Source organism: Nocardia pseudovaccinii NBRC 100343, assembly GCF_001613225.1.
GTDB lineage: Bacteria > Actinomycetota > Actinomycetes > Mycobacteriales > Mycobacteriaceae > Nocardia > Nocardia pseudovaccinii.
Window position 1 is genome coordinate 1 of the sequence record NZ_BDBY01000208.1, and the last position, 22285, is coordinate 22285.

The window sequence follows — 22285 nt, forward strand, 5'->3', positions numbered from 1 at the left end:
TCTACTACAGCGCCAGCAAAGCCCGGGGCGCTATCGGCGGTATCAATGACAACAACGATCTGTTCGACATCAAAGCGATACCACCAGGATCGTTCGCCAACGACTGGACCGCCATCACAGCACTCAGCTGACTTCATGAACCTTGCGGTCCGTTGCCGTGCCCGCATTGCGAGCGGCCCGCGATCTACCAGGAACGCTACCCCCGGGCGGTCTGCGATCACTGCCGGGACCGCACTACCGACCGCGCCGGGCGCCGAGTGACCGGTTTCAACGCCAGTTTCAGCGGTGGAATGATCGCCTACTACACCGACACGCTCGAGCACTCGGACAACTCTTGCTCCCAACAGGAAGAATGCGTCGAGGTCAGCCGAACCGGGGGTGTGTTTTATCGACGCACACCCAGCGACCATGCAGGAGGGACGTCTCGGTGGGATCGTCGTCCAAATGGCATCCGCCGACGGTGACGGCTCGGGCAGGCCGAGCGGCGCCAAAAGCCGCTTAGTCGCGTTTTCCGCTGGTAGCGACAACGGCAGCACATCGCACGAGTATTCAGCCGCCGACCGGTTGGCGCGCGACGAGCGCCGATCATCAACGATCCGCCGAACCTGCCGATCATGTCTTGGATGTGACCTGCCGCGCACTTACCGGCTTGACGCGCAGAGGGGCCCTTCTTGTGGCCGAGTGTTTGCAGACCTGCTCTGCCACAAGGCGTTTCGCATGCTGTGCAGCTCGTCGCACCACTGTCCGTGCCGGTGGACCTGATCCCTATCCGGTCCATGACCGGCCACAATGCCCCAGGCGCAGGTCAACAGAGGTTTTCAGTGTGCCGCAAGCGTGCCGAGACAGGTACGCGCCAGCCGGACACAGCCCCGATCTACCACATTCGCTGGCTGGTCGTCTCCGAACACGCACGCGGCCGCGGTGTCGGCCGTGCATTGATAGCGGAGGCACAGCGCAGATTCGTCCGAGCCCCGGCCACCATCGAGGTAGTCACCTGCGGCGTCGGTCATCCCGCCGCCACCCCCGCCCGCGCGTTCTACGAGAGCCTCGGCTTCATCCCGGCCGAAATCGCGGCCCCGGGCCCGGAGGCGGCCCGCGCCAGACCTTCCGGCGAATGGTCCCCATGTCGCCGGGGCTGTCGAGTGGCGCTGGTGTGCCGACGCGCTGAAGGTTTCCGGCTTAGCTGAGAGCGCGGTGGACGGCGTCGGTGGGATCGGTGGCGAGTTGGGTTGCGGGGATGGGATTTCCGGTGGCGTCTTGGACTTGCCAACCGCCGAGCGAGATGACGGGGATGGTGCCGCGGTGGCGGGCGAAAGCGAGTTCGGAAAGGGTGCCCCAGGAACCACCGATCACGATGACGGCGTCAGCGGAGTGAATGAGGATCGCGTTTCGGGCCTCGCCCATACCGGTGTACAAGACGGCAGACAGACCGCGACACGCAGCAGACCGGTCGGTATCGGGGCGAACGCCGATGACGAGACCGCCCACGCCGGAGGCCCCCTCGGCGACCGCCGCCATAACGCCGCTACCGCCGCCGCACAGAACAGTGGCACCGGCAGCCGCGAGCAGTCGTCCCACCTCCGCGGCCCATTCGGCCTCGATGGTTGTGCAATCACGCGGTCCGCACACCGCGACCTGCGGAGGTATATCGGGACCCATGAAGTAGACAATAGTTGCCAGCAATCTCGGTCATCCGCGTATGCGGCCCGGCTTCGCATGCCTGGTCCAGTCCCTGTCGCGCCGTAGGTCGGGCGAGTCTTCCACGCACCTCAGCACCGTTCCGCCTCGGACGCCGCGGCAGGTCGGCTCAGTCCTGGACGCCCTGCAGGTCAGTCCGATTCGGCATGCCCTGTGGCTCGGCCAGCGCGTACGCTGCACAGCGTGGTCCCCGGCCCTGTCCGTCCACGCGCGGACCGAGGACGGCCAGGTATCACCGTCCACGAGCGCGCCGACGGGAATGCCCTGCGCCCCCGCAGTTCTGAACCCGTTCGCGCTGGTGGTCAGGTCCGGGATCCGCGACCAGCAGTCGGCGGCGCGGCCAGTAATTTTGCCTTGCGGAAGGCTCAGCTCAGGTATCCGGCCTCAGCATGCCCAATCGGACTGCCTACGCCCGCTTGGCGAGCAACGTATCCAGCTGAGTAGCGAATTCGTCGGTGGCGCTTCGGTATCCGACGTGGTCGCCCGCGAATTCCACGATATCGAGTCCGAGCCGCTGGCCGAGCACCGTATTGGGCAGCGCCGGGAAGGTGTCCTTCGAATCGTGTCCGACGACGAGGACGAGCTTCTCGGCGACGTGTTGCAGGGCGTCGAAATCCGGTGTGTATCGGACGTACTGACGCATCTCGTGCTCCATCCAGAACAGCATGTTTTGCTGGACGCGCGCACTGATCGCGGCGGCTTCGGGCGTGGGCTCTTGGGCACCGGGCTGTTGCTGGCGCAGCCCGATTCCCTCGGCGAATTGGGAAATGGCGGCGACGAAGCCCTCGGACTTGCTGGTCCGGTAGACGTCGTCCAGAAAGGTGAGCCATTTGTCGGCATCGGGCAGTACGGTAGCCAGCGGCGGTTCGTGTGCGATGAGCGTGTGCACGAGTTCCGGTCGCGTCGTGAGCAATTCGAGCGCGACGATGGCGCCGGAGCTGCTGCCGAGCACGGCGGCAGGTTGGTCGCCGAGGTGAGTGAGCAGCGCGGCGGCGTCGGCGCCGTCGAGTTGGACGTTGTGGTCCTGCCCTGGGCTGCGGGAGAAGCCGCGCCGATCGTAGGAAACCACCGTATAGCGATCCGCCAGTCGCTCGGCGATCTGGTCGAAACTGCCCGCGTCGCCATTGCCGCCAGGGATGAGCAGCAGCAGCGGTCCGGTGCCGCGGATCTCGTAGTACAGCGTCGCGCCGGGCACGGCGAGGGTGTGGTTGGTGGGGACGTCCATGGGAAATGCTCCTGGTAGATAGGACAGTTGCCGCAACGCTTCCCGGATGACGGGCAGTGCCGCGATCGGCGGGTCGGCATCGACCCAGCGGTCGATGGCGACCCGCAGTGCCGTCGAGATCGCGCCCGCCATGATTCGCGGGAACATATCGGTGTGCAGGTCGCGGCCGGTGCGTGCGGCGATGGCCGTCGCGATGGCCTCCTGGATGACGGCCTGCGCCTTGAGATATTCGCCTTGCAGCGCGGGTTCGGTGGTGATCAGCCGGATGCCGCGGGTCCATGCCGGATCGGGCAGTTCGTCATCGCGGAATTCGGCGAGTACCGCGTGGATTACCGCGGGCCACAGCGCTTCGGCCGCCGGACGATCGTGCAGTCCGTCCGCGATCCGCCGGGCCCGGTCGACCGCGACCGAGCACACGGCCTCGTACTTACTGGCGAAGTAGTTGTTGAACGTGCGTGGCGAAACGCCCGCCGCCGCAGCGATGTCCTCGACCAGCACGGTGTCGAGCCCATGCTCGACCGCCAGTCGCAGCGCCGCGAATCCGAGCGCCTCCCGAGTCGCGAGCTTCTTGCGTTCCCGCAACCCGAGTACGAATGCCACGCCCTTCACGATACGCAAACTTGCGTGGACCGCAAGATTGCGCGATCAGAAAGTTTTGAGCCACAAAGGGATCGCGATCTCCGCAACCACTGCCATCCGAGACCAGAAGTACCTTCACCTATCTCGGCGAATTGCTCGCGAAACATCTACCGACTCTGGCCATGCGCTGCACTAATCGGTCGGTACTCGCGAGTCGGTCGATCACGTCATGCAATCCAGTGAGGTCCTCTCACATCGAGTGAGTACCTGGCAGAGACTGTGGAGCCTGTTGCCGAATTGTCGCGGATTTTGGCCGTGACACAGGCCATGCCTCTATTTCGACCGCTGCCGTGCAAACATCCTCAGCCGGAAGTGATTTGATCCCCCGAGTGTGACGCTGATGTGACGGAACAACCGCCCCGCGGCGCATTCGGCAAGAGGCTCTGTGGCTTATGCGGGGTGCTCAACTGAAATATTTGACAGCGCCGCCGTCCTGGGTTCGGCGTGAATGCGCCGCGGCCGTCGGCCGGTCCGCAGACCCGGCAGGGCGCGAGTAAGCGACCGGCGGCCCTTGCCGCTCTAACCTGACTTGCGCAGCAACGAAATCCGCCCCACGCCCCAGGCGACTGCCACGGCGGCCAGGAACGACAGCAGTGACGCGCTCATCCACGCCTGCTTGGTGAAGTGCAGCTTCTCCTGTACGTCGACCCAGAAGTCGGTCCACACTCCGGCGTCGCCCGGGTTGATCAGCTGGTAGACCGAAAGTCCCACCAGCCAAGCGAAAACCATGCCCCACCGTGACGGCGCGTTCGCCGAGGTGTCCCACTGGTCGCGCGCCCGCAGGAAGAAGTCCGCGACGAGCACGCCGAGCAGCGGCACGAAGACCGATCCGATCAGGCCGAGGAAGCCGAAGTAGTTCGCCATGTTCAGCCGCAGCGCGAGCAGCGTGATGAGGATGCCGAGACCGATCGAGAGCACCCGGCGGTCGACTCGCGGCGCGAGATTCTGGATCGAGACGGCCGTCGAGTACACATTCGCGAACGACTGGTCGGCCTCACGGAATACGAAGATGAAGAAGAACACCGCTCCGAGGGGGACCGTCAGGAACGGCGAATACACCCCGCCGTCGCCGGATGCGAGCGCCAGCGCGAACAGTCCGAGCACATACGCGATGATCTGGGTGAACGCATACGCGCCACTGGCCGCGCCGAATGCCGCGCCGGTGCTGCGGGAGTGCCGGGTGTAGTCGGCCGCCACCGGCACCCACGAGATCGAAACCGCGAGCGCCGCATCGGTAGCGACCCAGAAGAGATTCCAATCCACGCCGAACGGTCCGCCGCCTTCGGTGCCCGGGTTGGTGGTCAGATCCGGCAGACCTGCGCGGACGAACTGGATGTAGAACCAGACCAACGCGATTACCACGCCGACGGTCACGAACCGCCGCAGCATCCGCACCGAACCCAGCGGCCAGATCGTCAGCACCGTCGTCAGCACCCCCGCGGCGACCACGTAAACCCAGTGCGGGCCACCGTCGAACAACTCTTCGGCCGCATCGCCGATGACGATCAATTCGAAGGTGCCCCAACCGATCAGCTGTGCGATATTGAGCACCGTCGGCAGGTAGCTGAGCTTCGCGCCGAACAGTCCGCGCAGCAACATCATCGCGGGCTTACCGGTCTTGGCTCCGGGCACCGCGGCCAAGCCGAGCATGAGCCCGCCGACCACCGTGCCGATGATCATCGCGAGAATGCCCGCGGCGATGGAGATCTGCGCGCCGCCATCGGAATTCGGCGCGAGCACCGTGTACGCGCCGGAGAATGCGAACAGGCTGACCCCGAGGTTCGCCCAGAACGCGCTCTGGTCCCAGAACGAAAGGACCTTCGGTGCAGGCTGGTCCAGGGTCAGCGGTGCTTCGCGCCGCTCGGATCGATCAACGGTGGGTGCAGACATCCCGGTACCGCTCTCCCTACGCCGGCATTACCCGGACAGGTTCATGCGGTCGGCGAAACGTGGGGTCCGCCCTCTCAGCCCGGCCGTGCCCGAGCTCCCGCGGTGGGGTTATTCGGGCGAAATGCTACACCCGTGCATCGGCGCGCCGGGCCTTGCCTTCGGACATTCCAGACAGGTTCCGTGGAGACGGCCCGAAAATCGCGGTCACCGCCCATACTGTCCGGGTATCGATGTGGTTATCGCTCGGTTATCTGCCGCTCATCGTCCGCCTCTACCTGGAATGAGTACGCGCCCATGATGCTGATCGCCTTGCACGAGACCGTCCTTGCTCAACTCGGGAATCCGACGCCCGAGGCCCCGCCCAATTCGGAGAAGATCCTGCAGATGGTTCGCTATCTGACCTGGTTCGTCCTGCTGTCGGGTGTCTCCGGAATCACCTACGCGGGCGGCCGGTTCGCCTGGGAGAAGTGGAGCGGCGGCACGCTGGACTCGCCGAAGATGCTCGCTGGCGCGATGGTCGGTGGTGTCATCGCGACCAGTGCGGGCACCATCATGAATGCTGTCGTGGGGAGCTGAAACCTGTTGCGGGTGTTCGGCTGACGGTGGCTCCGGCCGTGGCGGCGGCGCGCGCGAAGACGACCGCGTCGCGAACCGCCGCACCGCCGGGGTCATTGTTGAAGTAGACGTACACCTGCTCGCGATCCGACCACGTGTCGGCCAGCCGTCGCGACCAACTGGTGAGTGCCGTGCGTCCGTAGCGCGGTGCGGGTGCCGCACGTCCGGAATGCAGTCGCAGATAACCCCAGTCCGCCGTGCGCCACAGCGGCGCGACAGGACGGGACTGGACGTCGGCCCAGCACAGCGTCGCGCCGTATTCCGTCAGCACGGCGCGAACTTCCGGAATCCACCAGGACTCGTGCCTGGGTTCGATCGCGATCCGGACGTCGGGCGGAAAACAGCGTAGGCAGGTGTCGAGCAGTGCCGGATCGACTCGCAGCGTCGGTGGAAGCTGCAACAGCACCGGTCCGAGCTTGTCGCCCAGCGCGCGGGCGTGCTCCATCAAGCGCCCGACCGGCTCCTCGGGTTCGCGCAGCCGCTTGATGTGGGTGAGGAAGCGGCTTGCCTTGACCGCGAAACAGAAGTCCGGCGGTGTCCGCTCCCGCCATGCGGCGAAGGTCTCGCCGCTGGGCAGTCGATAGAAGGCATTGTTGCTCTCGACCGTCGCGAAGCCCGCGGCGTAGGTTTCCAGCCACGCACGCTGCGGAACGTTCGCCGGATACAGCACGTCGCGCCAGTCTCGGTACTGCCAACCCGACGTGCCGACGAGTAGGGGCACACCTCCATCGAAGCACTTTCCGATGCCCCCCATCTTAACTACGCTGTGTAGTAGATACGGTCAGGGAGGGCGCGATGAGCGAACAATCGGTGGTCGAGCGGCGAATCGACTGGACGCGGTGGAGTTTTCTGCAGTGGGCTGTCTTCGTGATCGGTGTGGTCCACATCGTGTGGGCGATCGCGGGGTGGATCGCCGAGCCCAGTTTCGAACTCGGCGAACACGCACCGGCGACACCTGTGCTCGGCATGGATTACAACGGCTGGCACGCCGTCGCCGGGCTCCTGCTGTTCGGCCCCGCGCTGATCGCGGCGACCCGCAAGTCGTGGTCGGCCTGGTACTGCGTGCTCGCCGCAGTGGGCGGGGGATTCGCGGTCGGGGTGTGGGCGCTGTTCTCGCACCACGTGCTGATCTTCAGCTTTCCGAGCCATGTCACCGACGCGATCGAGCACATTGTGACCGGTGCGACGCTGCTGGCGATCGTGGCGATACAGGTCGTCCGGGACGGCGGTGTGCGTCCGGTATTCGGCCTGTCTCAGTAGCACCCTTCGAGGGTGGCGGCGGCGACCACATCGATGACGTCGCTGACATCGTCGTGCGCGCGCATAGCGGTACGTTGTCGCCGGGCGCCGTTCCCACGGGCAAGAACTGTTTTGACGGTATCGGCGACGAACTGCTGGTCACCCGACTGCTCGAGCGCAGGGGTGAGGTAGTCCACGAGCTCGGCCAGCAGGGTGTGGGCCGGGAGGGCGCGGCCGCTGATCGTGTCGAGCCCGTCTCCGTCCAGGCCGGATCGGGCGGCCTTCCAATACGCGGCTCGCAAAACCTCCGCGGGCACCGGTGGCGGTGGCAGCCCGTCGTGGATCGCCGTCTGCGCCATCACGACCGCGGCGCGAATCAGCGTGGCCAGCAAAGCCGTTTCCTCCACCGTCGCCGGTACATCACTCACGCGCACCTCGACGGTCGGGTACGTGGCCGAGGGCCGCACATCCCAATACACCATCGCCGTATCGAGAATGCTTCCGCTGGCGAACATCATCCGCACCATATCGTCGTAATCCGCGACCGAATCGAAGAACGGTGGGGGACCGGCACTCGGCCACCGCCGCCACATAATGCTGCGCCAGCTGGCGTATCCGGTATCGGTGGCACGGTAGACCGCGGAATTGGCCGTCAGCGACAACAACACCGGTAACCAGGGCCGCAAATAATTCCCGACCAGCACCGCGATATCACGTGAGGGCACCCCGACATGGACATGGCAGCCGCACAAACCCTGCTCGTGGGCGAGCAACCCGAAATGGTGTTCGATGAGTCGATAGCGCGGGGTATCGGTGACCGGATACGCGTCCGGCACCGTGGGCGGCACCGCCACCGCGAGCAGCCTGGCGCCGTTCTTCTCCGCGCAACTCGCCACGCTGCGGCGCAGTCGGCGCAGGTCATCGAGTATTTCGGCAGTCCGTGTGTGCACCCCGGTATTGATCTCGACCTGACAGCGCGTCAACTCCAGCTGCAGATCGATGCCGACGTCGGCGGCCGCCGACGCGACTTCGACATTCCGCGGACTCGGCGCACCCGTGATCGGATCCGCCAGGAGGAATTCCTCTTCCACGCCGACAGTGGGCAGGGCCGCGGCCATTACTGGAGTTTACTGCGCAAATCGCTGATCCGGACGGGTGCCGGAATCGTTTGAGTGCCCCCCGCCGGGGTAGGCCGACCGTAGTGAAGGATCGGCGAGAAAGGGGTCCGGTATGTCCGAGGAATTGCGCGGTGTGCGCGCATTGGTCATCACCGCGAATACCGGCGTCGAACACGACGAGCTGCTGATGCCGCTGGACTGGTTACGCGGACACGGCGCCGTCGCCGTGCACGCGACCCCCGAACGTAGCGAGGTCCAGACTTTTCGACACGATGTCGACAAGGACGAGATCGTGCAGCCGGATGCGGCGCTCAACGATCTCGAGGTCGAGGATTTCGACCTGCTCGTCGTGCCGGGCGGAACTGTCAACGTGGACAAATTGCGCGTCTGCGATCGCGCCGTGGAAGTGGCACAACAGTTCGTGCAGGCGGGCAAGCCCGTTGCGGCGATCTGCCACGGCCCATGGCTGCTCGTGGAGGCCGACGTCGTCGCGGGCAAGACCCTGACGTCCTACCACTCGCTGCGTACCGATGTCGTCAATGCCGAAGGGCGCTGGATCGATCGGGCGGTGGTGCGTTCGGACGAGAACGGATGGCCGCTGATCACCTCGCGCAGTCCCGGCGACCTCACCGAATTCACCGAAGCGATCGGCGCCGAGCTCACCGCGGGCCAGTCGGCCCAGGCCTTCGTCGGCGATGAGATCTGCTGATGCCGATGAGTTCCCCGGACGCGGATCGTCCTACCGATATGGACACAATCAACCTCGCCGACCGCTACGAGCTGCCGCCGATCGACTGGGACAGCATCCGCGAACGACTCGACGCGAGCATCGAACAAGCCCCCGGCGGCGGTGGCCCCGATCGGCACACCTGCTGGCTGACCACGATCAATCCCGACGGCAGCCCGCACGTCACCGCACTCGGCGCGCTCTGGGTGGACGGCGCCTTCTGGTTCACCACCGGCGCCCGAAGCCGCAAGGGCCGCAACCTGGCTCGCGATCCCCGCTGCTCGATGAGCGTGGCCACCCACGAATTCGATCTGGTCGTGGACGGTACCGCGACCAGGATCGCCGATCCCGCCGCCGTCGCCGATATCGCCCGGCGCTGGGCCGACGGCGGCTGGCCCTGTCGCGTCGACGACACCGGCGAGGCGCTCACCGCGGAATACAGCGCGCCCTCCGCGGGCCCGCCGCCTTGGCACGTGTACCGCCTGACCGCGCTCACCGCCACGGCGCTGTCCACCGTGGAACCTGGCGGCGCGACCCGCTGGCGGTTCTGATTCGCCGCACGTGCATTACCTGACGGGTAATCGTGTCGGGGCCGTTGGCTTCGTAGGATCGGCAGGGTGAGTACGCAGACAGCCGGTGACCTGTTGCGCCACTGGCGGCTCGAGCGCAGGCTCAGCCAGCTGGAATTGGCCGGGCGCGCCGAAACCTCCGCGCGGCACCTGAGCTTCATCGAAACGGGTCGTGCGAATCCGAGCCGCACCATGCTCGTGCACCTGTGCGAGCAGTTGGAGATTCCGTTGCGGGAACGCAATCGGCTGCTGCTCGCGGCCGGATTCGCACCCGCCTACGCCGAACCAACCCTCGATACGCCCGCGATGGATGCGGTGCGCGGTGCGATGCGCCAAATCCTCGCGGGCCACGACCCCTATCCCGCGCTGGCCATCGACCAGAGCTGGAACATGATCGACGCCAATTCCGGTGTGGCACTGCTGTTGACGGGTATCGACCCGAAGCTGCTCACCGCACCGGTCAATGCCCTGCGCCTGAGCCTGCACCCCGACGGCATGGCGAGCCGCATCGTCAATCTCGCCGAATGGCGCGGCCATATTTTCGAACGCCTGTCGCGCCAGATCGAAGTCACCGGTTCACCCGACCTGATCGAGCTCCGCGACGAACTGCGCGAATATCCCGGCGGCACAGTCGATCTCACCCTTCCTGAACCGGATCAGGCCGTGGTGCCGCTGCGCTTGCGTCACGAAGACCATGAATTGTCCTTCATCAGCGTCACCACCGTCTTCGGCACACCGATGAACGTGACCGTCGCCGAACTCGCTATCGAATCGTTCTTCCCGGCCGATGACGAGACGAAGAAGCGGCTCAACACTGCATCGTGATGAGCGGTGTCGCAGAGAGCGTGCCTTGTGCGTGATCGGTGATCGATGCCAGTGACAAGGTTGATTGCTCCGGCATTCGGCATGGCCGAGCCGGGTGTGCCCACGCTGAACCGAGCACACGGCGGCGATGCGCGCTGTTGTGTCCGGAGACTTCCCGGCACGAGCGAAAGCGGCGTCGCCAGCGGGCCCGACTGTTGCTGCGAACAACACACGGGGGCCACCGCATTCGGGTCGAACGAGCCTGTGGGAGACCGGCGCGGCGATTTCGGATGTGGGAGAACGCAGGGGGCGGCCGACGGACTTCTTCGCCGAAGTGGAGGCCGGGCGGGGTAGGTTCGGGATCGTGGGCAGGGGACCGAGGTGACGGGCGCGGCGAATCTCGCGGCGCTGGTCGGCGTGACGGTGGAGTCGATCACCGAGCTGGGATCACAGCATTCGTGGACGTTGCATCGGGCAGTGCTCGGCGACGGTCGCGAGGTCTTCGTGAAGGCCGCGCGCGACCAGGCGTCGGTATTCGCGGCGGAGGCGGCGGGGCTGCGGTGGCTCGCCGCGGGGGTGCCGGAGTTGGTGCCCGAGGTGCTGGCTGTCGATGCCGGGATGCTGGTGCTGCCCTGGGTTTCGGCGGCCGCGCCGACCGCATCGGCCGCGGCGCGTTTCGGGCGCGAACTTGCTGCGCTGCACGAGGATTCGCCGGAGTCCTTCGGTGCGCCGTGGTCGGGTTGGATTGCCGATCTGCCGCTGGACAACACCCAGCTCGACGGTTCATGGGCGCGCTGGTACGCCGACTATCGCCTCGCACCCTACCTACCGCGTGCGGCCGCCGATCTCGGTCGCGACGGAATTCGCTTGCTGGAACGCGTGATCGAGAACATAGAAACCCTCGCGGGTCCACCCGAACCACCCAGCCGCATCCACGGCGATCTGTGGTCCGGCAATATCCTGTGGACCGCCGACCGCGCGCTCGTCATCGACCCCGCCGCCCACGGTGGTCATCGCGAAACCGACCTCGCCATGCTCGCCCTCTTCGGCGCCCCGTACCTGGAGCGTATCCGCACCGCCTACCACGAAACCCACCCACTCGCCGACGGCTGGCGCCAGCGCATCCCCTTGCACCAGCTGCACCCACTCCTCGTGCACGTCGTCCTCTTCGGCAGCTCCTACCGATCCCAAACCCTCGCCGCCGCCTCGGCCGCCCTCGCCGCATCGCACCCGTAAATGCCGAGATCGAGCGAGATCTCGAGGCCGAGTATCTACGCCGGAAGCGAGTGCATGTCTCACTCGGGCCGCGACGCAGGCACGACCTCGTGCCGGGTAATGCACGCCTGCCGCTCAGCCGCGCACCGTACTGGTGACGTGTGCGCTGAATGATCGGCCATGCAGATGGCCGCGCCTGTGTGGCGCGGCTGCACTGCGACACAAACCGGGTCCTGGCCGTTGCACGGATTGCCGCAGTGGTGGTGGTGTGCCTGAGCGCAGGGGCAAGTGAAGGTTCTTCGCCGAGGACGGTCCTGTCTGCTCCGAGGCTTCGGACTCAGCGGCGCAAGCTGCTCTCCCGCTGCATATGCGACAGTTTTTCGGGGTTTCGAACCGAGTAGATGCCGGTGATGAGGCCGTCGTCGATGCGCACCGCCATGACCGTATCGAGCTCGTCGTCGAGCCGTATGACCAGCGCCGGGCAGCCATTGACCTGGGCCGGTTGCAGCGACAACGCAGCAGTGATTCTGCCCGGGAAGGCGGCCAAAAGGCGGGCCACCTTGTCGGCTCCCGTGACGGGCCGCGGCAGGGCTTGTTTGATTCCGCCACCATCGCCCACGAGCACGGCATCGGGCGCGAGCATATCGAGCAGACCCTGGATGTCGCCGTTTTCGACCGCCCGCTGGAACGCCGCGAGCACATCTCGGGTTTGGGCCGACGAAACCGGCCCGCGAGGTCGGCGCGCGGCCACATGTGCTCGGGCGCGATGGGCGATCTGACGGACCGCGGCCGGGGTTTTGTCGACGGCTTCGGCGATCTCGTCGTAGGGCAGATCGAACACCTCGCGTAGTACGAATACCGCGCGCTCGGTCGGGGCAAGTGTCTCGAGTACCAGCAGCATCGCCATGGAGACGTGCTCGGCGAGTTCGACATCGTCGGCGACGTCGGGTGTGGTCAGTAGTGGTTCGGGGAGCCAGGGTCCGATGTAGGTCTCTTTGCGGCGTCCGAGTGTGCGTAGCCGGTCGAGTGACTGACGGGTGGTGATTCGGACGAGGTACGCGCGTTGGTCCTGCACGGTGTCGAGGTCGACGCCTGCCCAGCGCAGCCAGGTTTCCTGGAGGACGTCTTCGGCGTCGGCGGCCGAGCCGAGCATTTCGTAGGCGACGGTGAAGAGCAGGTTGCGGTGGGTGACAAAGACTTCGGTAGCAGGATCCACGCTCACGACTGCGCCCCCGGCATCCGGAAATGTGTGGCCACGGATGGCTCCTGTCTGTTGGATCTCGACCGCGTCGTTCACCAGACGCCGGACCACCACATTCTGTGACACCGGGAGTTCGTGACGGGCCTCACCCCGGTTCAGTTCGTCTTCGCGATGACCTTCTCTGCGAACCGGGACAGGTGCGCGATCTTGGTGTCCAGCGATTCGGTATCCGGTTCGGTGGTGTACGGGTAGCGGAAGCCCACGATCACGTCGGTGACCCCCTTGTCCTCCAACCGCTTCACACCGTCCACGGTGAACCCGTCCAGCGAGATGACGTGGATCTCGAAATCCTTGCGGGTGCCGTATTCGGCGCGCAGGACATCGAGCTTCGCGAGCAGCCGATCCAATTCGGCCGGATCGCCGCCCGCATGCATCCAGCCGTCGCCGCGCTGGGCCGCACGCCGCAACGCCGGACCGCTGTGTCCGCCGATCAGAATCGGAATCGGCTCGGTGGGCACCGGGCTGATCTTGATGGGCGGCAGATCGTAGAACTCCCCGTGGTATTCGAAATAGCCGCCCGCGGTGAGTCCGCGCACGATGTCGATGCACTCGTCCATGCGCGCGCCGCGGTGTTCGAACGGGACACCCATGATTTCGAAATCATCCGGCCACGGGCTGATGCCGACGCCGAACCCGAACCGGTTCCCGCTCAATGCGGCGATCGAGGCGGCCTGTTTGGCCACCAGCACCGGTGGCCGGATGGGCAGCTTCACCACGAAGGGCGTCAGCCGCAGTGTCGTTGTGGCCGCCGCGATGGCCGCCGACAACACGAAGGCCTCGATGAACGGTTTGTCCTCCAGGAACTCGCGATTGCCGTCGGGCGTGTATGGGTAGGTGGCGTCGGATTCCTTCGGATACGCCACGCTGTCGGCGATCGTCATCGACGTGTACCCGGCTGCCTCCGCGGCTTGGGCCAGCGGCAGATAGAAGGTCGGGTCCGTCATGGTCTCGGCATAGGTGAATCGCATCTCAATCGCCTTCCATACTTTCGGCGCTGTGCGCCCTGTTCGATGCGGCGGCCAGTCCCGCCGCATGTGCACCCGCGCGTCGCCCGAAGTACGACGCCTCGCCCAGACACGTCCCGTTGGAATAGCCGGAACTGTCCTGCGCCAGATTCGAGGCGCACGCGCCCGCCGCATACAGCCCGGAGATCACCGATCCGTCGGCGCGAAGCACCACACCATCGACCGAGATCCGCAGCCCACCGAGGGTGAACCCGACGTACGTCGCCCGACCAGGGGTGAGATCGAAGGCACCCCATGGACCTTCCGCCAACGGCGTCAGCCAGTCGGGATGCTGACCGAACGCCGGATCGCATCCCTGCGCCGCCGCGACGTTGTAGTCCTCCAACGTCTTTCGCAGCGCAACGCTCGGCATGCCGAGCGCCGATGCCATCTCCGGCACCGAATCCCACCCGTCGACGAACTTCACCATCGGTAGCTCCGGCCACACCATATGCTGGTTGTCCACGATCAGGAACGCAGTCGAATCCGCTTGTGCGACAACAGCGGCCGCGGTTCGGCCGTGATAGGAATCCTCCGCCACGAACCGCCGCCCCGCCTTGTTCACGATCACCCCGTACAACAACTCGGCCGGAGCGTGGAACGACGCGGTCATGGATGCCCCGTCCATGCATCGGGCTCGGGAGTGACCGCCTCGAGGTAGGCGATCATCGCCTCGACACTGTCCGCATACCCGGTCGCCTGGTGCACCGCAGTACCCCTACCGAGGTAGAAATGCCCGGCCGCCAACGCCGAAGCGCAGCCCGCCGCACCCGTGCGCTCGAGTAGCGGCACCCGCGCCCCCGCTTCGGCGGCGCTGATCGCCGCGCACGCCCCGGCGATACCGCATCCGACCACGATCACCTGCGCGGTCACATCCCACTCGATCGGGTCGGTAATGAGCTGGGGGAGTTCGGTTCCTACGTCCATGGGTTCGAAAACCCTTCCGGAATCAGATAATCGAACATCGCCCGCATATCCGGTGACAGCCGCATGAGCTCGACGGCGGAGCCGAGTGCGCCGCCGTCGAGATAGGCGAACTCCATCCCGACGCCCTCGAACGCGCCGCGCGCGAGGATCTCGGCTCCGCTCGCGTTCGCCTCGGCCAGCGCCGCGTCATAGTCCTCGGGCACCCACGCGACGTGATGCAGTCCGGGCCCGACTCTGTCCAGATGTTCGGAATACAAACTGGTCCCGGACTTGGGCTCGATCAACTCCAACTGCTGCCCGCCCGCGTACCCCAATGCCACCGTGATCGTGTAATCGGCGGGCGCGCCACGCAATTCGCACGACCGCGGCCCGAAGCGCACGTCCGGGATGGTGAACCACTTCGCGACGCCGTATCGCCCGGTGAACTCGCGCTGGGCCGCCTCGATATCGCGCACCACCCAGCACAGCTGGAAGATCGGGCCCCGCGCGATGGTCATCGGATCACCTCGACTCTGCTGCACAAAGACTGCTTCGTATCGCCCAAATTAAGCACCTACGCTTAATGTAGTCAACACTCGGGTTTAGTATCGTGCTGATATGGCCACCGAGGATCCGCGTTCGGCACTGCTCGACGCGGGTGAACGACTCATCGCCGAACGCGGCGTGGACGTCCCGCTCCGCGATATCGCCGCGGCCGCGGGTCAGCGCAACAACTCCGCGGTGCATTACTACTTCGACTCCCGTAGCGGTCTGCTCGAGGCCATCGTCGACCGGCGCATGAACTGGCTCGAAGACCGCCGAATGGGACTGCTCGCCCAATACGAGGACGAGGGCGCCGCACACGAGATCCGCACACTGGTCGCGATGCTCGCCGCCCCCATCCTCGAACTCATCTACACGGCACAGGTCACCCACTATGGCCGCTTCCTCGAGGTGGTGCGGGCCCATCCCGTGATCGCCGACGCCCGCCGTCTCGCCGGTGCCGACCGCGCTGCCGTCCGCATTATCGCCACCCGCCTGGACGCGGCCCTCCCGCAACTCCCGCCCCGCCGACGCCGTCAGCGCATGGAAACCATGGCGACCGTCATGTTCGCCCTGATCGCCGACTACGAACGTGCGCTGGAAGCGGGCGTGCGCACCCCGGTCCCGGGGCGCGACACCGCCGAGATCATCGACATGATCGTCGCGATGCTCACGGTGCCGGTGCGCGAAGCGACATCGGGGGGTCAGGTCAGGAGGTGATCAGGAGGTCGAGGCTGGCCAGCAGATCGATCACACGCTGCTGGATATCGTCGCGGATCGGCCGCACGTCGGCCACCGGTAGCCCGGCCGGATCGTCCACGCCCCAATCTTCGTACCGGATGCCGGGCACCAGTGGACACACGTCGCCGCAGCCCATGGTGATGATGACGTCGGCGGCCAGGATGATCTCGTCGGTCCAGGTCTTGGGGAACTCGTGGGAGATATCGATGCCCACCTCGGCCATGGCCGCGACCGCCGCCGCGTTGAGCGCCCCGCTCGGCTCGGACCCACCGGACCAGGCCAACACCCGACCCTGTGCGTAGTGCTCGAAGAAGCCCAGCGCCATCTGCGAACGTCCGGCATTGAATGTGCACAGGAACAGCACCACCGGGACCGCGTGCTCGACGCGGCCCTCCACCTTGGCTCGTGCGTGCAGCTGTTGCCGGGCGAAGCGCTCGGCCAGTAGTGGCACGTACAGCTTCACCGGCGCGCGTGCGGTGATCTGCGAGTAGGAGTCGTGCAGGAAATGGTGAATCGTGTTGGCGTCGAACAAGATCGTGAACTCGCGATGCAGCCGCCGCTCGGCACGGGCGAGCGCCGTGCCGTGCACTATGTCGAGGAGTCGGTACGCCGGGGTGATCTCGGCGTATCCGGCCCGGTTCGTCCGCTCGGGCGTAGACACACTAGTGAGGGTGACACCGACGCCCCTGCGCGGCAACCAAACTGAGGATGAACCGTATCGAACCTGCAGGCCACATTGCGGCGTATCGCCGAACAAACCCCCTCGATACCGCGGGCGTCGCGAAAACCGTTAGCGCAGAGAACCTTCCGCCGGAGCGGATCGGTCACTGCGTCACGATGGCGTGTTCGGGACAGGCACTCGCCGCGTCGGTGACTGCGTCCTGGTACCGGATGGGAACCGACGGATCGATGGTTTCGGCATAGCCGTTGTCGGTGAGCCGAAAGACGGCCGGGCACAGCGCGACACATACGCCGTGCCCGCGGCAACGGTCGGCATCGACAGTGGCCTTCACCGGGGATCACCGGAAGTCCGGACAAGGCTGTCGCGCATCACCGGTCCGCTTCGGCGAAGGTGATGTGCAGTTCGCGTAATCCACGCAAGAGGAACGTCGGTTCATATTGATAGGTGCGGTGCTGCGCGGGGCCGTGGGCGCTCTCGTCGATATCGATGTCCTGGAGACGGTCGAGCATCCGGTCCAGCGTGACCTGTCCTTCGGTCCGGGCCAGCGGTGCGCCTGCGCAGGTGTGGATGCCGCGGCCGAATGCGATGTGTTCGCGGGAATTGCGGCGATCGAGCCGGAACTCGTCGGGGTCCTCGAATTTGCGTGGATCCCGGTTCGCCGCGCCGATGCAGAGCATGACCACCGTGCCCGCGGGGATCTCGACATCGCCGACTCGTGTGGTCTTGCGGGTCAACCGGAAGTCGACCTTGGTGGGGCTGTCGGTGCGCAGCGATTCCTCGATGAAAGGACCGACCTGGCTGCGGTTTTCACGTAGCAGCTGCTGGAACTGCGGGCGTTCGGCGAGCACTCGCACGGCCGAGCTCAGCAGTTTGGTGACCGTTTCCTGCCCTGCCGCGAACAAGAAGGTCGCCGGTCGCACGATATCGATGAGATCGGGCAGTGATCCGTCCGGATAGGTCGTGGACGCGAGGATGCCCAGGATGTCGTCGCGGGGCGTGGTTCTGCGGTCGCTGATGTATTCGCCGAAGGTCTCCTCGAGCCATTGCAGCGGGTTCGTGCCCACCGGTTCGTGGTCGAGCGCGCCCACTCGACTCCCCGGCTCTTCGTAGCCGCCCAGCCTGGCTCGGAATTCGTCGCGGTCGTTGTCGGGAACGCCGAGCAGGTCGGCGATGGCCAGCGTGGCAAAGGGTTTGGCGTAGTCGCCGAGGAATTCACACCGGCCCCCGCTGACGATCTCGTCGAACTGGCGATCGGCCAGCCGCCACATGTAGTCACGGTTCTCGGTGAGCCGTTTGGGAGTCAGCAATCGGCTCAGCAGAGTGCGGGTGCGCGTGTGCTGCGGTGGGTCCATGGTGACCATGTGCTCGAAGATCGGGAACCGGTGCCGGTGTTCATCGATCTGCGCGCTGATGTCGTCACCGACCGGAATAAACGGCAACGGTGGGAAAGGTCCACCGATAGCGACGCAGGCCGAGAAGGCATCGGCGTTGCGGAATACCTCGTTGGCTTCCTGATAGCCGGTGACCACCATGACCCCGTAGTGGGGTTCGCGGAACACCGGGTTCCGAGTTCGCAGGTAGGCCAGATATTCGTACGGACTCTGGGCGACCGATTCATCGGAAAAGTAGTCGACGGAAGCCAAGTCGGCCATTACTCGCACCCTCTTCAGGTCAAGAATACATTGTTTGATCGATCGATCAGATTAGAGTGGGGAAGTAGTAGCACGCGCCGTGTTGGGCGGTCAAGAGTGGCGAGAGCCGCCGGGGATCCGCGAATGCTGATCCGCGCGAGCATCTGATGTCGGCAAACGGGCTTAACCTGTGTTTTTCGTGAATCATTCCAGTCTGGTTGATGCTCGCGCGTTGTCGGCGAGATGCGCTGCGTCGCGTCGTCCGCAGCCGGGGTACTGATCAGTCATTGACATCACGACGTCGCGGGTGTCCAATTTGATCGATCGATCAGAAATTGCTGATATGGGATCGGTTTCGATCCGCGAACGAACGAGGTGTTTCATGGTTGGACGGGTCGAAGGCAAGGTCGCCTTCATCACGGGCGCGGCGCGTGGGCAGGGGCGCAGTCACGCGGTGCGCTTGGCGCAAGAGGGCGCCGACATCATCGCCATCGACGCGTGCAAGCCCGTCAGTGGCAGCGATCAGATCGCGCCGTCGACCCCGGAGGATCTGGCCGAAACCGCGGAACTGGTGAAGGGGCTGGGCAGGCGCATTGTCACCGCCGAGGTCGATGTCCGGGATTTCGAGGCGTTGAAGGCCGCCGTGGACAGCGGTGTGGAGCAGTTGGGGCGCCTGGACATCATCGTGGCCAACGCGGGGATCGGCAACGGTGGTGCGACGCTGGACCAGACCAGCGAGCAGGATTGGACCGTGATGATCGACATCAACCTTTCCGGCGTCTGGAAGACCGTGAAAGCCGCTGTGCCGCACCTGCTTTCCGGAGGAAACGGTGGATCGATCATCCTGACGAGTTCGGTGGGCGGACTCAAGGCCTACCCGAACACCGGGCACTACATCGCCGCCAAGCACGGAGTGGTCGGCCTGATGCGGACGTTCGCGGTCGAATTGGGACAGCACTCGATCCGGGTCAACTCGGTGCACCCGACCAATGTCAACACGCCGATGTTCATGAACGAGGGCACGATGAAGATGTTCCGTCCGGATCTGGAGAATCCGGGGGTCGAGGACTTCAGGCCGGTAGCGCAGTTCATGCATGTACTGCCGGTGGGTTGGGTCGAGCCGGAGGACATCAGCAACGCAGTGTTGTTCCTGGCCTCCGACGAAGCCCGCTACATCACCGGCCTTCCCATGACCGTCGATGCGGGGAGCACGCTGAAGTAGGCGCGCTCGCACACCGGATCCGTCGGGCGCATGCCGACGGATCCGGCAACAGAATGGGCCTCACCTGGGCCGATCCGGTCTGCCTGCGGAATTTATCGACCGATCAAATGTTAGAGTGCCTTATGCGTAGCGCGATACGGCGAGGACAGTCAGGGTTCGGCGGCGCGGTGCGAAGTTGCGGCTGATGGCGGGGCGCAGCACCGCGAAAACGGCCGAGATCGGCACCCGCCAGCGGTTGATGGCGGCAACCGAGGAAATCATGCGTGAGGATGGATATGCCGCGGCGACCTCACGGCGGGTAGCCGAGCGAGCCGGAGTGAAGTCGGCGCTGGTCTACTACTACTTCCCCACGATGGACGACCTGTTCCTCGCGGTGCTGAGCGACTCCGGCGATCAGGCGCTGGAGCGGATGCGCCAAGCCCTCACCGACGACGATCCACTGCGGGTGTTGTGGCTGATCAACACCGACACCGGCTACACCCGGCTCAGCACCGAGTGGATGGCGCTGGCCAACCACCGCAAGGTGATCGGCGCCGAGCTGAAGACCTACGCCGAACGGGTGCGTGACATCGAGACCGCGGCGGTGACCATGGTCCTGCGCTCACACGGCGTCGACCTCTCGGTGTATCCGCCGGTGGTGATGGCAATCCTGCTCACCGGAGCAGCGCGCATCATCTGCAACGAAGGAGCGGTGGGCATGGTGCAAGGCCACGACCAACTGCGCGAATTCGTCGAGGGGTTCATCGCTCGATTCGCCCTCACGTCCACACCCGCGCCGACCGGTTCGGACTAAGGGATCAGATCCAGCACGGTGGTCGATTTCACCTGCATGATCGCGGTGTTGATCGCCACCGCAGAGGCAAGGACAAGGCTGGCCATCGGTTCGCGCAACGGCTTGTCGATCACCAGCGCGTAGGTTTCGGCCGACATGATCGCCCGTTCCAGGCTGGCTGTGGTTCTGATGATCCGGGCGATTTCCGTGTCGGTGTGATCGACGATCGTGAACCTTCGAGGTTGGAACAGCCGGTCTGCGTGGATAGTCCCGATCCGGGTGCCATCGGCACGCAGCGCGAAACGCTTTTTGCCCATCCAGTTCTCCTGGACAATCCGGCCGATCGGCTGTCCCACGGGCCCGTCGACGACGACCTTCGACTTGAACACCTTCCGGGGTCGCGTCACCGTGAGCGCGGGATTGTCCGAGGCATCTCGCATCTCGAGCCGGTGGGTCAAGAAATTATTGAAGTCACCGAAAAAGCGAGTGGCCTTCTGCAGTCGACTCTGACCGACCTCAACTACGGACCCGAGCCGCTGGCCGTTCTCGTCCAGCACGGCGTACTCGGTGGACGTCTCGATCAGCTTGGGCTTCTGATCGATAATCAGCACCCGCTCGGTGTAAAGGGTTCCACCACAATGTCGTTCGGCTCTGCTCGATTGTTCGAAAATTGGCATTGCTTTCCTCGTGATGCGGCCCGGGGAAGCCCGGCTATGAACAGGCTCCGCGACCGGCGCCACCGCATCAAGGCACCCAAGGGTGCGGTCAGTGCCCCCGCTGCACGCAGATGGTCCGGTTCGGAGAAATCCTTCGGGGTGGGCGATGTCCACCCCATGGGTGGCTATCGGCAACCGCGCACGTGACCGAATCTATTTGTGCATGCCGACGAAATCTCACACGAGGGAGGACACGCGTCCTGTGCATCTCATCGCCGTCATCGTGCTGACCGCAGTCATCGCCGGGCTGGTGCGGAGGTTGGTGATTCCGAAGCGAAGTCGCAGCCTGGCCGCGCTCCCCGACGGGCCACAGCATCGGGTGCCGAATCTCGTTTACGCCCCGGTGCGTCCGATGCGGCTACGTGGCCCGTTTATCGCACTCACCGCGCTGTGGTCGGCGCTGCTGGTGACCGAGATCGCAACGAATCCGGACGCGAGCAATCCGATGCTATACATCTATTTGCTCGCGCTCGTCGCCTCGGCCGTCAACCTCACCGCGATGCACCTGCAATGGCGTTTCGCGGACGGAATCTTCGACCATCCTGCCTACACATCGGGTATGTGAATCGCGGTCGTGGTCATCATCGTGCTGATGCTCAGGTGGCGGCGGGAGCTGGCCCGGCTCGTTCGATGAGGTGTTGCACCAGGTTGAGCAGTACGTCTTTGCTGGAGGTGCGGTCGCGGGCGTCGCAGAGCATGACGGGGATGTGGTCGTCGAGGTCGAGTGCGTCGCGGACTTCGTCGATGGTGTAGACGGGTGCGCCGTCGAAGCAGTTGACTGCGACGAGGAAGGTGAGTCGGCGTCGTTCGAAGAAGTCGACGGCGGCGAAGGAGTTGTCGAGTCGTCGGGTGTCGGCGATGACGATGGCGCCGAGTGCGCCGCGTGAGAGTTCGTCCCACAGGAACCAGAATCGGTCTTGGCCTGGTGTGCCGAATAGGTAGAGGACGAGGTCGCGGTCGATGGTGATGCGGCCGAAATCGAGTGCGACTGTGGTGGTGGTTTTCTGTTCGACGCCGGATAGGTCGTCGATTCCGGTGCTGACTTCGGTGATCAGTTCTTCGGTGCGT

At 65.2% G+C, this 22285-nt stretch carries 24 protein-coding genes, 1 pseudogene and 1 riboswitch; of the genes and pseudogenes, 11 read left to right on the top strand and 14 right to left on the bottom strand.

Going from position 1 to position 22285, the window contains the following annotated elements; translation table 11 throughout:
- The first annotated feature begins 776 nt into the window (after positions 1-776).
- Positions 777-1187, top strand: a complete 411-nt coding sequence (locus NP3_RS51610; protein ID WP_373864789.1) for a GNAT family N-acetyltransferase — start codon at positions 777-779, stop codon at positions 1185-1187.
- On the opposite strand, the gene NP3_RS26805 is transcribed toward NP3_RS51610, so the two are convergent.
- The 3 genes from NP3_RS26805 to NP3_RS26820 all read right to left on the bottom strand — a co-directional run bounded on the left by NP3_RS26805 (position 1180) and on the right by NP3_RS26820 (position 5452).
- Entirely contained in the window at positions 1180-1659 is a 480-nt protein-coding gene (locus NP3_RS26805; RefSeq protein WP_063044383.1) for an SLOG cluster 4 domain-containing protein, read from the bottom strand. The genes NP3_RS51610 and NP3_RS26805 overlap by 8 nt on opposite strands.
- Positions 1660-2104: 445 nt before the next feature.
- The gene (locus NP3_RS49945; RefSeq protein WP_218024942.1) at positions 2105-3523 is read right to left on the bottom strand and encodes an alpha/beta fold hydrolase; all 1419 of its coding nucleotides are present in this window, start codon (positions 3521-3523) and stop codon (positions 2105-2107) included.
- A gap of 558 nt (positions 3524-4081) precedes the next feature.
- Positions 4082-5452 carry a purine-cytosine permease family protein gene (locus NP3_RS26820; RefSeq protein WP_063044384.1) on the bottom strand — a complete coding sequence of 457 codons (1371 nt, stop codon included), beginning with the start codon at positions 5450-5452 and terminating at the stop codon, positions 4082-4084.
- Positions 5448-5563: riboswitch (TPP riboswitch) on the bottom strand. It overlaps the preceding gene by 5 nt.
- A 183-nt stretch (positions 5564-5746) precedes the next feature.
- Here NP3_RS26820 and NP3_RS26825 point away from each other — a divergent pair.
- Positions 5747-6028, top strand: coding sequence for a hypothetical protein (locus tag NP3_RS26825; RefSeq protein ID WP_063044385.1), 282 nt, complete (start codon positions 5747-5749; stop codon positions 6026-6028).
- Here the strand turns inward: NP3_RS26825 and NP3_RS26830 are convergent.
- Positions 6003-6821: a DUF72 domain-containing protein gene (locus NP3_RS26830; RefSeq protein ID WP_245721121.1), complete on the bottom strand. Its 819-nt coding sequence runs from the start codon at positions 6819-6821 to the stop codon at positions 6003-6005. The genes NP3_RS26825 and NP3_RS26830 overlap by 26 nt on opposite strands.
- A 41-nt stretch (positions 6822-6862) precedes the next feature.
- Here NP3_RS26830 and NP3_RS26835 point away from each other — a divergent pair, with 41 nt between their 5' ends.
- The gene (locus tag NP3_RS26835; protein WP_063044386.1) at positions 6863-7327 is read left to right on the top strand and encodes a DUF4383 domain-containing protein; all 465 of its coding nucleotides are present in this window, start codon (positions 6863-6865) and stop codon (positions 7325-7327) included.
- On the opposite strand, the gene NP3_RS26840 is transcribed toward NP3_RS26835, so the two are convergent.
- Positions 7321-8424 (bottom strand): glutamate--cysteine ligase 2, encoded by a 1104-nt coding sequence (locus tag NP3_RS26840; protein ID WP_063044387.1) that lies wholly within the window; start codon positions 8422-8424, stop codon positions 7321-7323. The genes NP3_RS26835 and NP3_RS26840 overlap by 7 nt on opposite strands.
- Positions 8425-8536: 112 nt before the next feature.
- Between NP3_RS26840 and NP3_RS26845 the strand changes: the two genes are divergently transcribed.
- The 4 genes from NP3_RS26845 (at position 8537) to NP3_RS26860 (ending at position 11760) form a co-directional block, all read left to right on the top strand.
- On the top strand, positions 8537-9133 hold the full coding sequence (locus NP3_RS26845) for a DJ-1/PfpI/YhbO family deglycase/protease (RefSeq protein WP_063044388.1): 597 nt from the start codon (positions 8537-8539) through the stop codon (positions 9131-9133).
- Between the two features lie 5 nt (positions 9134-9138).
- Positions 9139-9702, top strand: coding sequence for a pyridoxamine 5'-phosphate oxidase family protein (locus tag NP3_RS26850; protein WP_245721122.1), 564 nt, complete (start codon positions 9139-9141; stop codon positions 9700-9702).
- Between the two features lie 66 nt (positions 9703-9768).
- The gene (locus NP3_RS26855; protein WP_084509023.1) at positions 9769-10545 is read left to right on the top strand and encodes a helix-turn-helix domain-containing protein; all 777 of its coding nucleotides are present in this window, start codon (positions 9769-9771) and stop codon (positions 10543-10545) included.
- Between the two features lie 360 nt (positions 10546-10905).
- Positions 10906-11760, top strand: coding sequence for a fructosamine kinase family protein (locus NP3_RS26860; protein ID WP_218024943.1), 855 nt, complete (start codon positions 10906-10908; stop codon positions 11758-11760).
- Positions 11761-12076: 316 nt separating this feature from the next.
- Here NP3_RS26860 and NP3_RS26865 read toward each other — a convergent pair whose 3' ends face one another.
- From NP3_RS26865 to NP3_RS26885, 4 genes and pseudogenes are all read right to left on the bottom strand, one after another.
- On the bottom strand, positions 12077-12961 hold the full coding sequence (locus tag NP3_RS26865) for an RNA polymerase sigma-70 factor (protein WP_218024944.1): 885 nt from the start codon (positions 12959-12961) through the stop codon (positions 12077-12079).
- Positions 12962-13095: 134 nt separating this feature from the next.
- Positions 13096-13968, bottom strand: coding sequence for a TIGR03619 family F420-dependent LLM class oxidoreductase (locus tag NP3_RS26870; protein ID WP_063044390.1), 873 nt, complete (start codon positions 13966-13968; stop codon positions 13096-13098).
- Between the two features lies 1 nt (position 13969).
- Positions 13970-14931, bottom strand: a pseudogene (locus NP3_RS26875) (FAD-dependent oxidoreductase).
- A complete protein-coding gene (locus tag NP3_RS26885; RefSeq protein WP_063044393.1) occupies positions 14922-15428 on the bottom strand; it encodes a VOC family protein in 507 nt (168 codons plus the stop codon). Before NP3_RS26885 ends, NP3_RS26875 begins: the two are co-directional and overlap by 10 nt.
- A 100-nt stretch (positions 15429-15528) precedes the next feature.
- Between NP3_RS26885 and NP3_RS26890 the strand changes: the two genes are divergently transcribed.
- Complete coding sequence (locus tag NP3_RS26890; protein WP_063044394.1) at positions 15529-16173, top strand: TetR/AcrR family transcriptional regulator; 645 nt, start codon at positions 15529-15531, stop codon at positions 16171-16173.
- Here NP3_RS26890 and NP3_RS26895 read toward each other — a convergent pair.
- From NP3_RS26895 to NP3_RS26905, 3 genes are all read right to left on the bottom strand, one after another.
- The gene (locus NP3_RS26895; protein WP_063044408.1) at positions 16163-16813 is read right to left on the bottom strand and encodes a three-helix bundle dimerization domain-containing protein; all 651 of its coding nucleotides are present in this window, start codon (positions 16811-16813) and stop codon (positions 16163-16165) included. The genes NP3_RS26890 and NP3_RS26895 overlap by 11 nt on opposite strands.
- 205 nt (positions 16814-17018) lie before the next feature.
- Complete coding sequence (locus NP3_RS26900) at positions 17019-17207, bottom strand: ferredoxin (protein WP_063044395.1); 189 nt, start codon at positions 17205-17207, stop codon at positions 17019-17021.
- Between the two features lie 37 nt (positions 17208-17244).
- Positions 17245-18528: a cytochrome P450 gene (locus NP3_RS26905; RefSeq protein ID WP_063044396.1), complete on the bottom strand. Its 1284-nt coding sequence runs from the start codon at positions 18526-18528 to the stop codon at positions 17245-17247.
- A 361-nt stretch (positions 18529-18889) separates the two neighbouring features.
- Here NP3_RS26905 and NP3_RS26915 point away from each other — a divergent pair, with 361 nt between their 5' ends.
- Entirely contained in the window at positions 18890-19729 is an 840-nt protein-coding gene (locus tag NP3_RS26915; RefSeq protein ID WP_063044398.1) for a mycofactocin-coupled SDR family oxidoreductase, read from the top strand.
- 184 nt (positions 19730-19913) lie between these two features.
- Entirely contained in the window at positions 19914-20522 is a 609-nt protein-coding gene (locus NP3_RS26920) for a TetR/AcrR family transcriptional regulator (RefSeq protein ID WP_063044399.1), read from the top strand.
- On the opposite strand, the gene NP3_RS26925 is transcribed toward NP3_RS26920, so the two are convergent.
- On the bottom strand, positions 20519-21241 hold the full coding sequence (locus tag NP3_RS26925) for an LURP-one-related family protein (protein WP_157124566.1): 723 nt from the start codon (positions 21239-21241) through the stop codon (positions 20519-20521). The two genes, NP3_RS26920 and NP3_RS26925, sit on opposite strands and share 4 nt — an antisense overlap.
- Positions 21242-21419: 178 nt before the next feature.
- Between NP3_RS26925 and NP3_RS26930 the strand changes: the two genes are divergently transcribed.
- Complete coding sequence (locus NP3_RS26930) at positions 21420-21782, top strand: hypothetical protein (protein WP_063044401.1); 363 nt, start codon at positions 21420-21422, stop codon at positions 21780-21782.
- Positions 21783-21813: 31 nt separating this feature from the next.
- On the opposite strand, the gene NP3_RS26935 is transcribed toward NP3_RS26930, so the two are convergent.
- Positions 21814-22285, bottom strand: a 472-nt coding sequence (locus tag NP3_RS26935; RefSeq protein ID WP_063044402.1) for a GTP-binding protein, incomplete at its 5' end; no start/stop codon positions are given.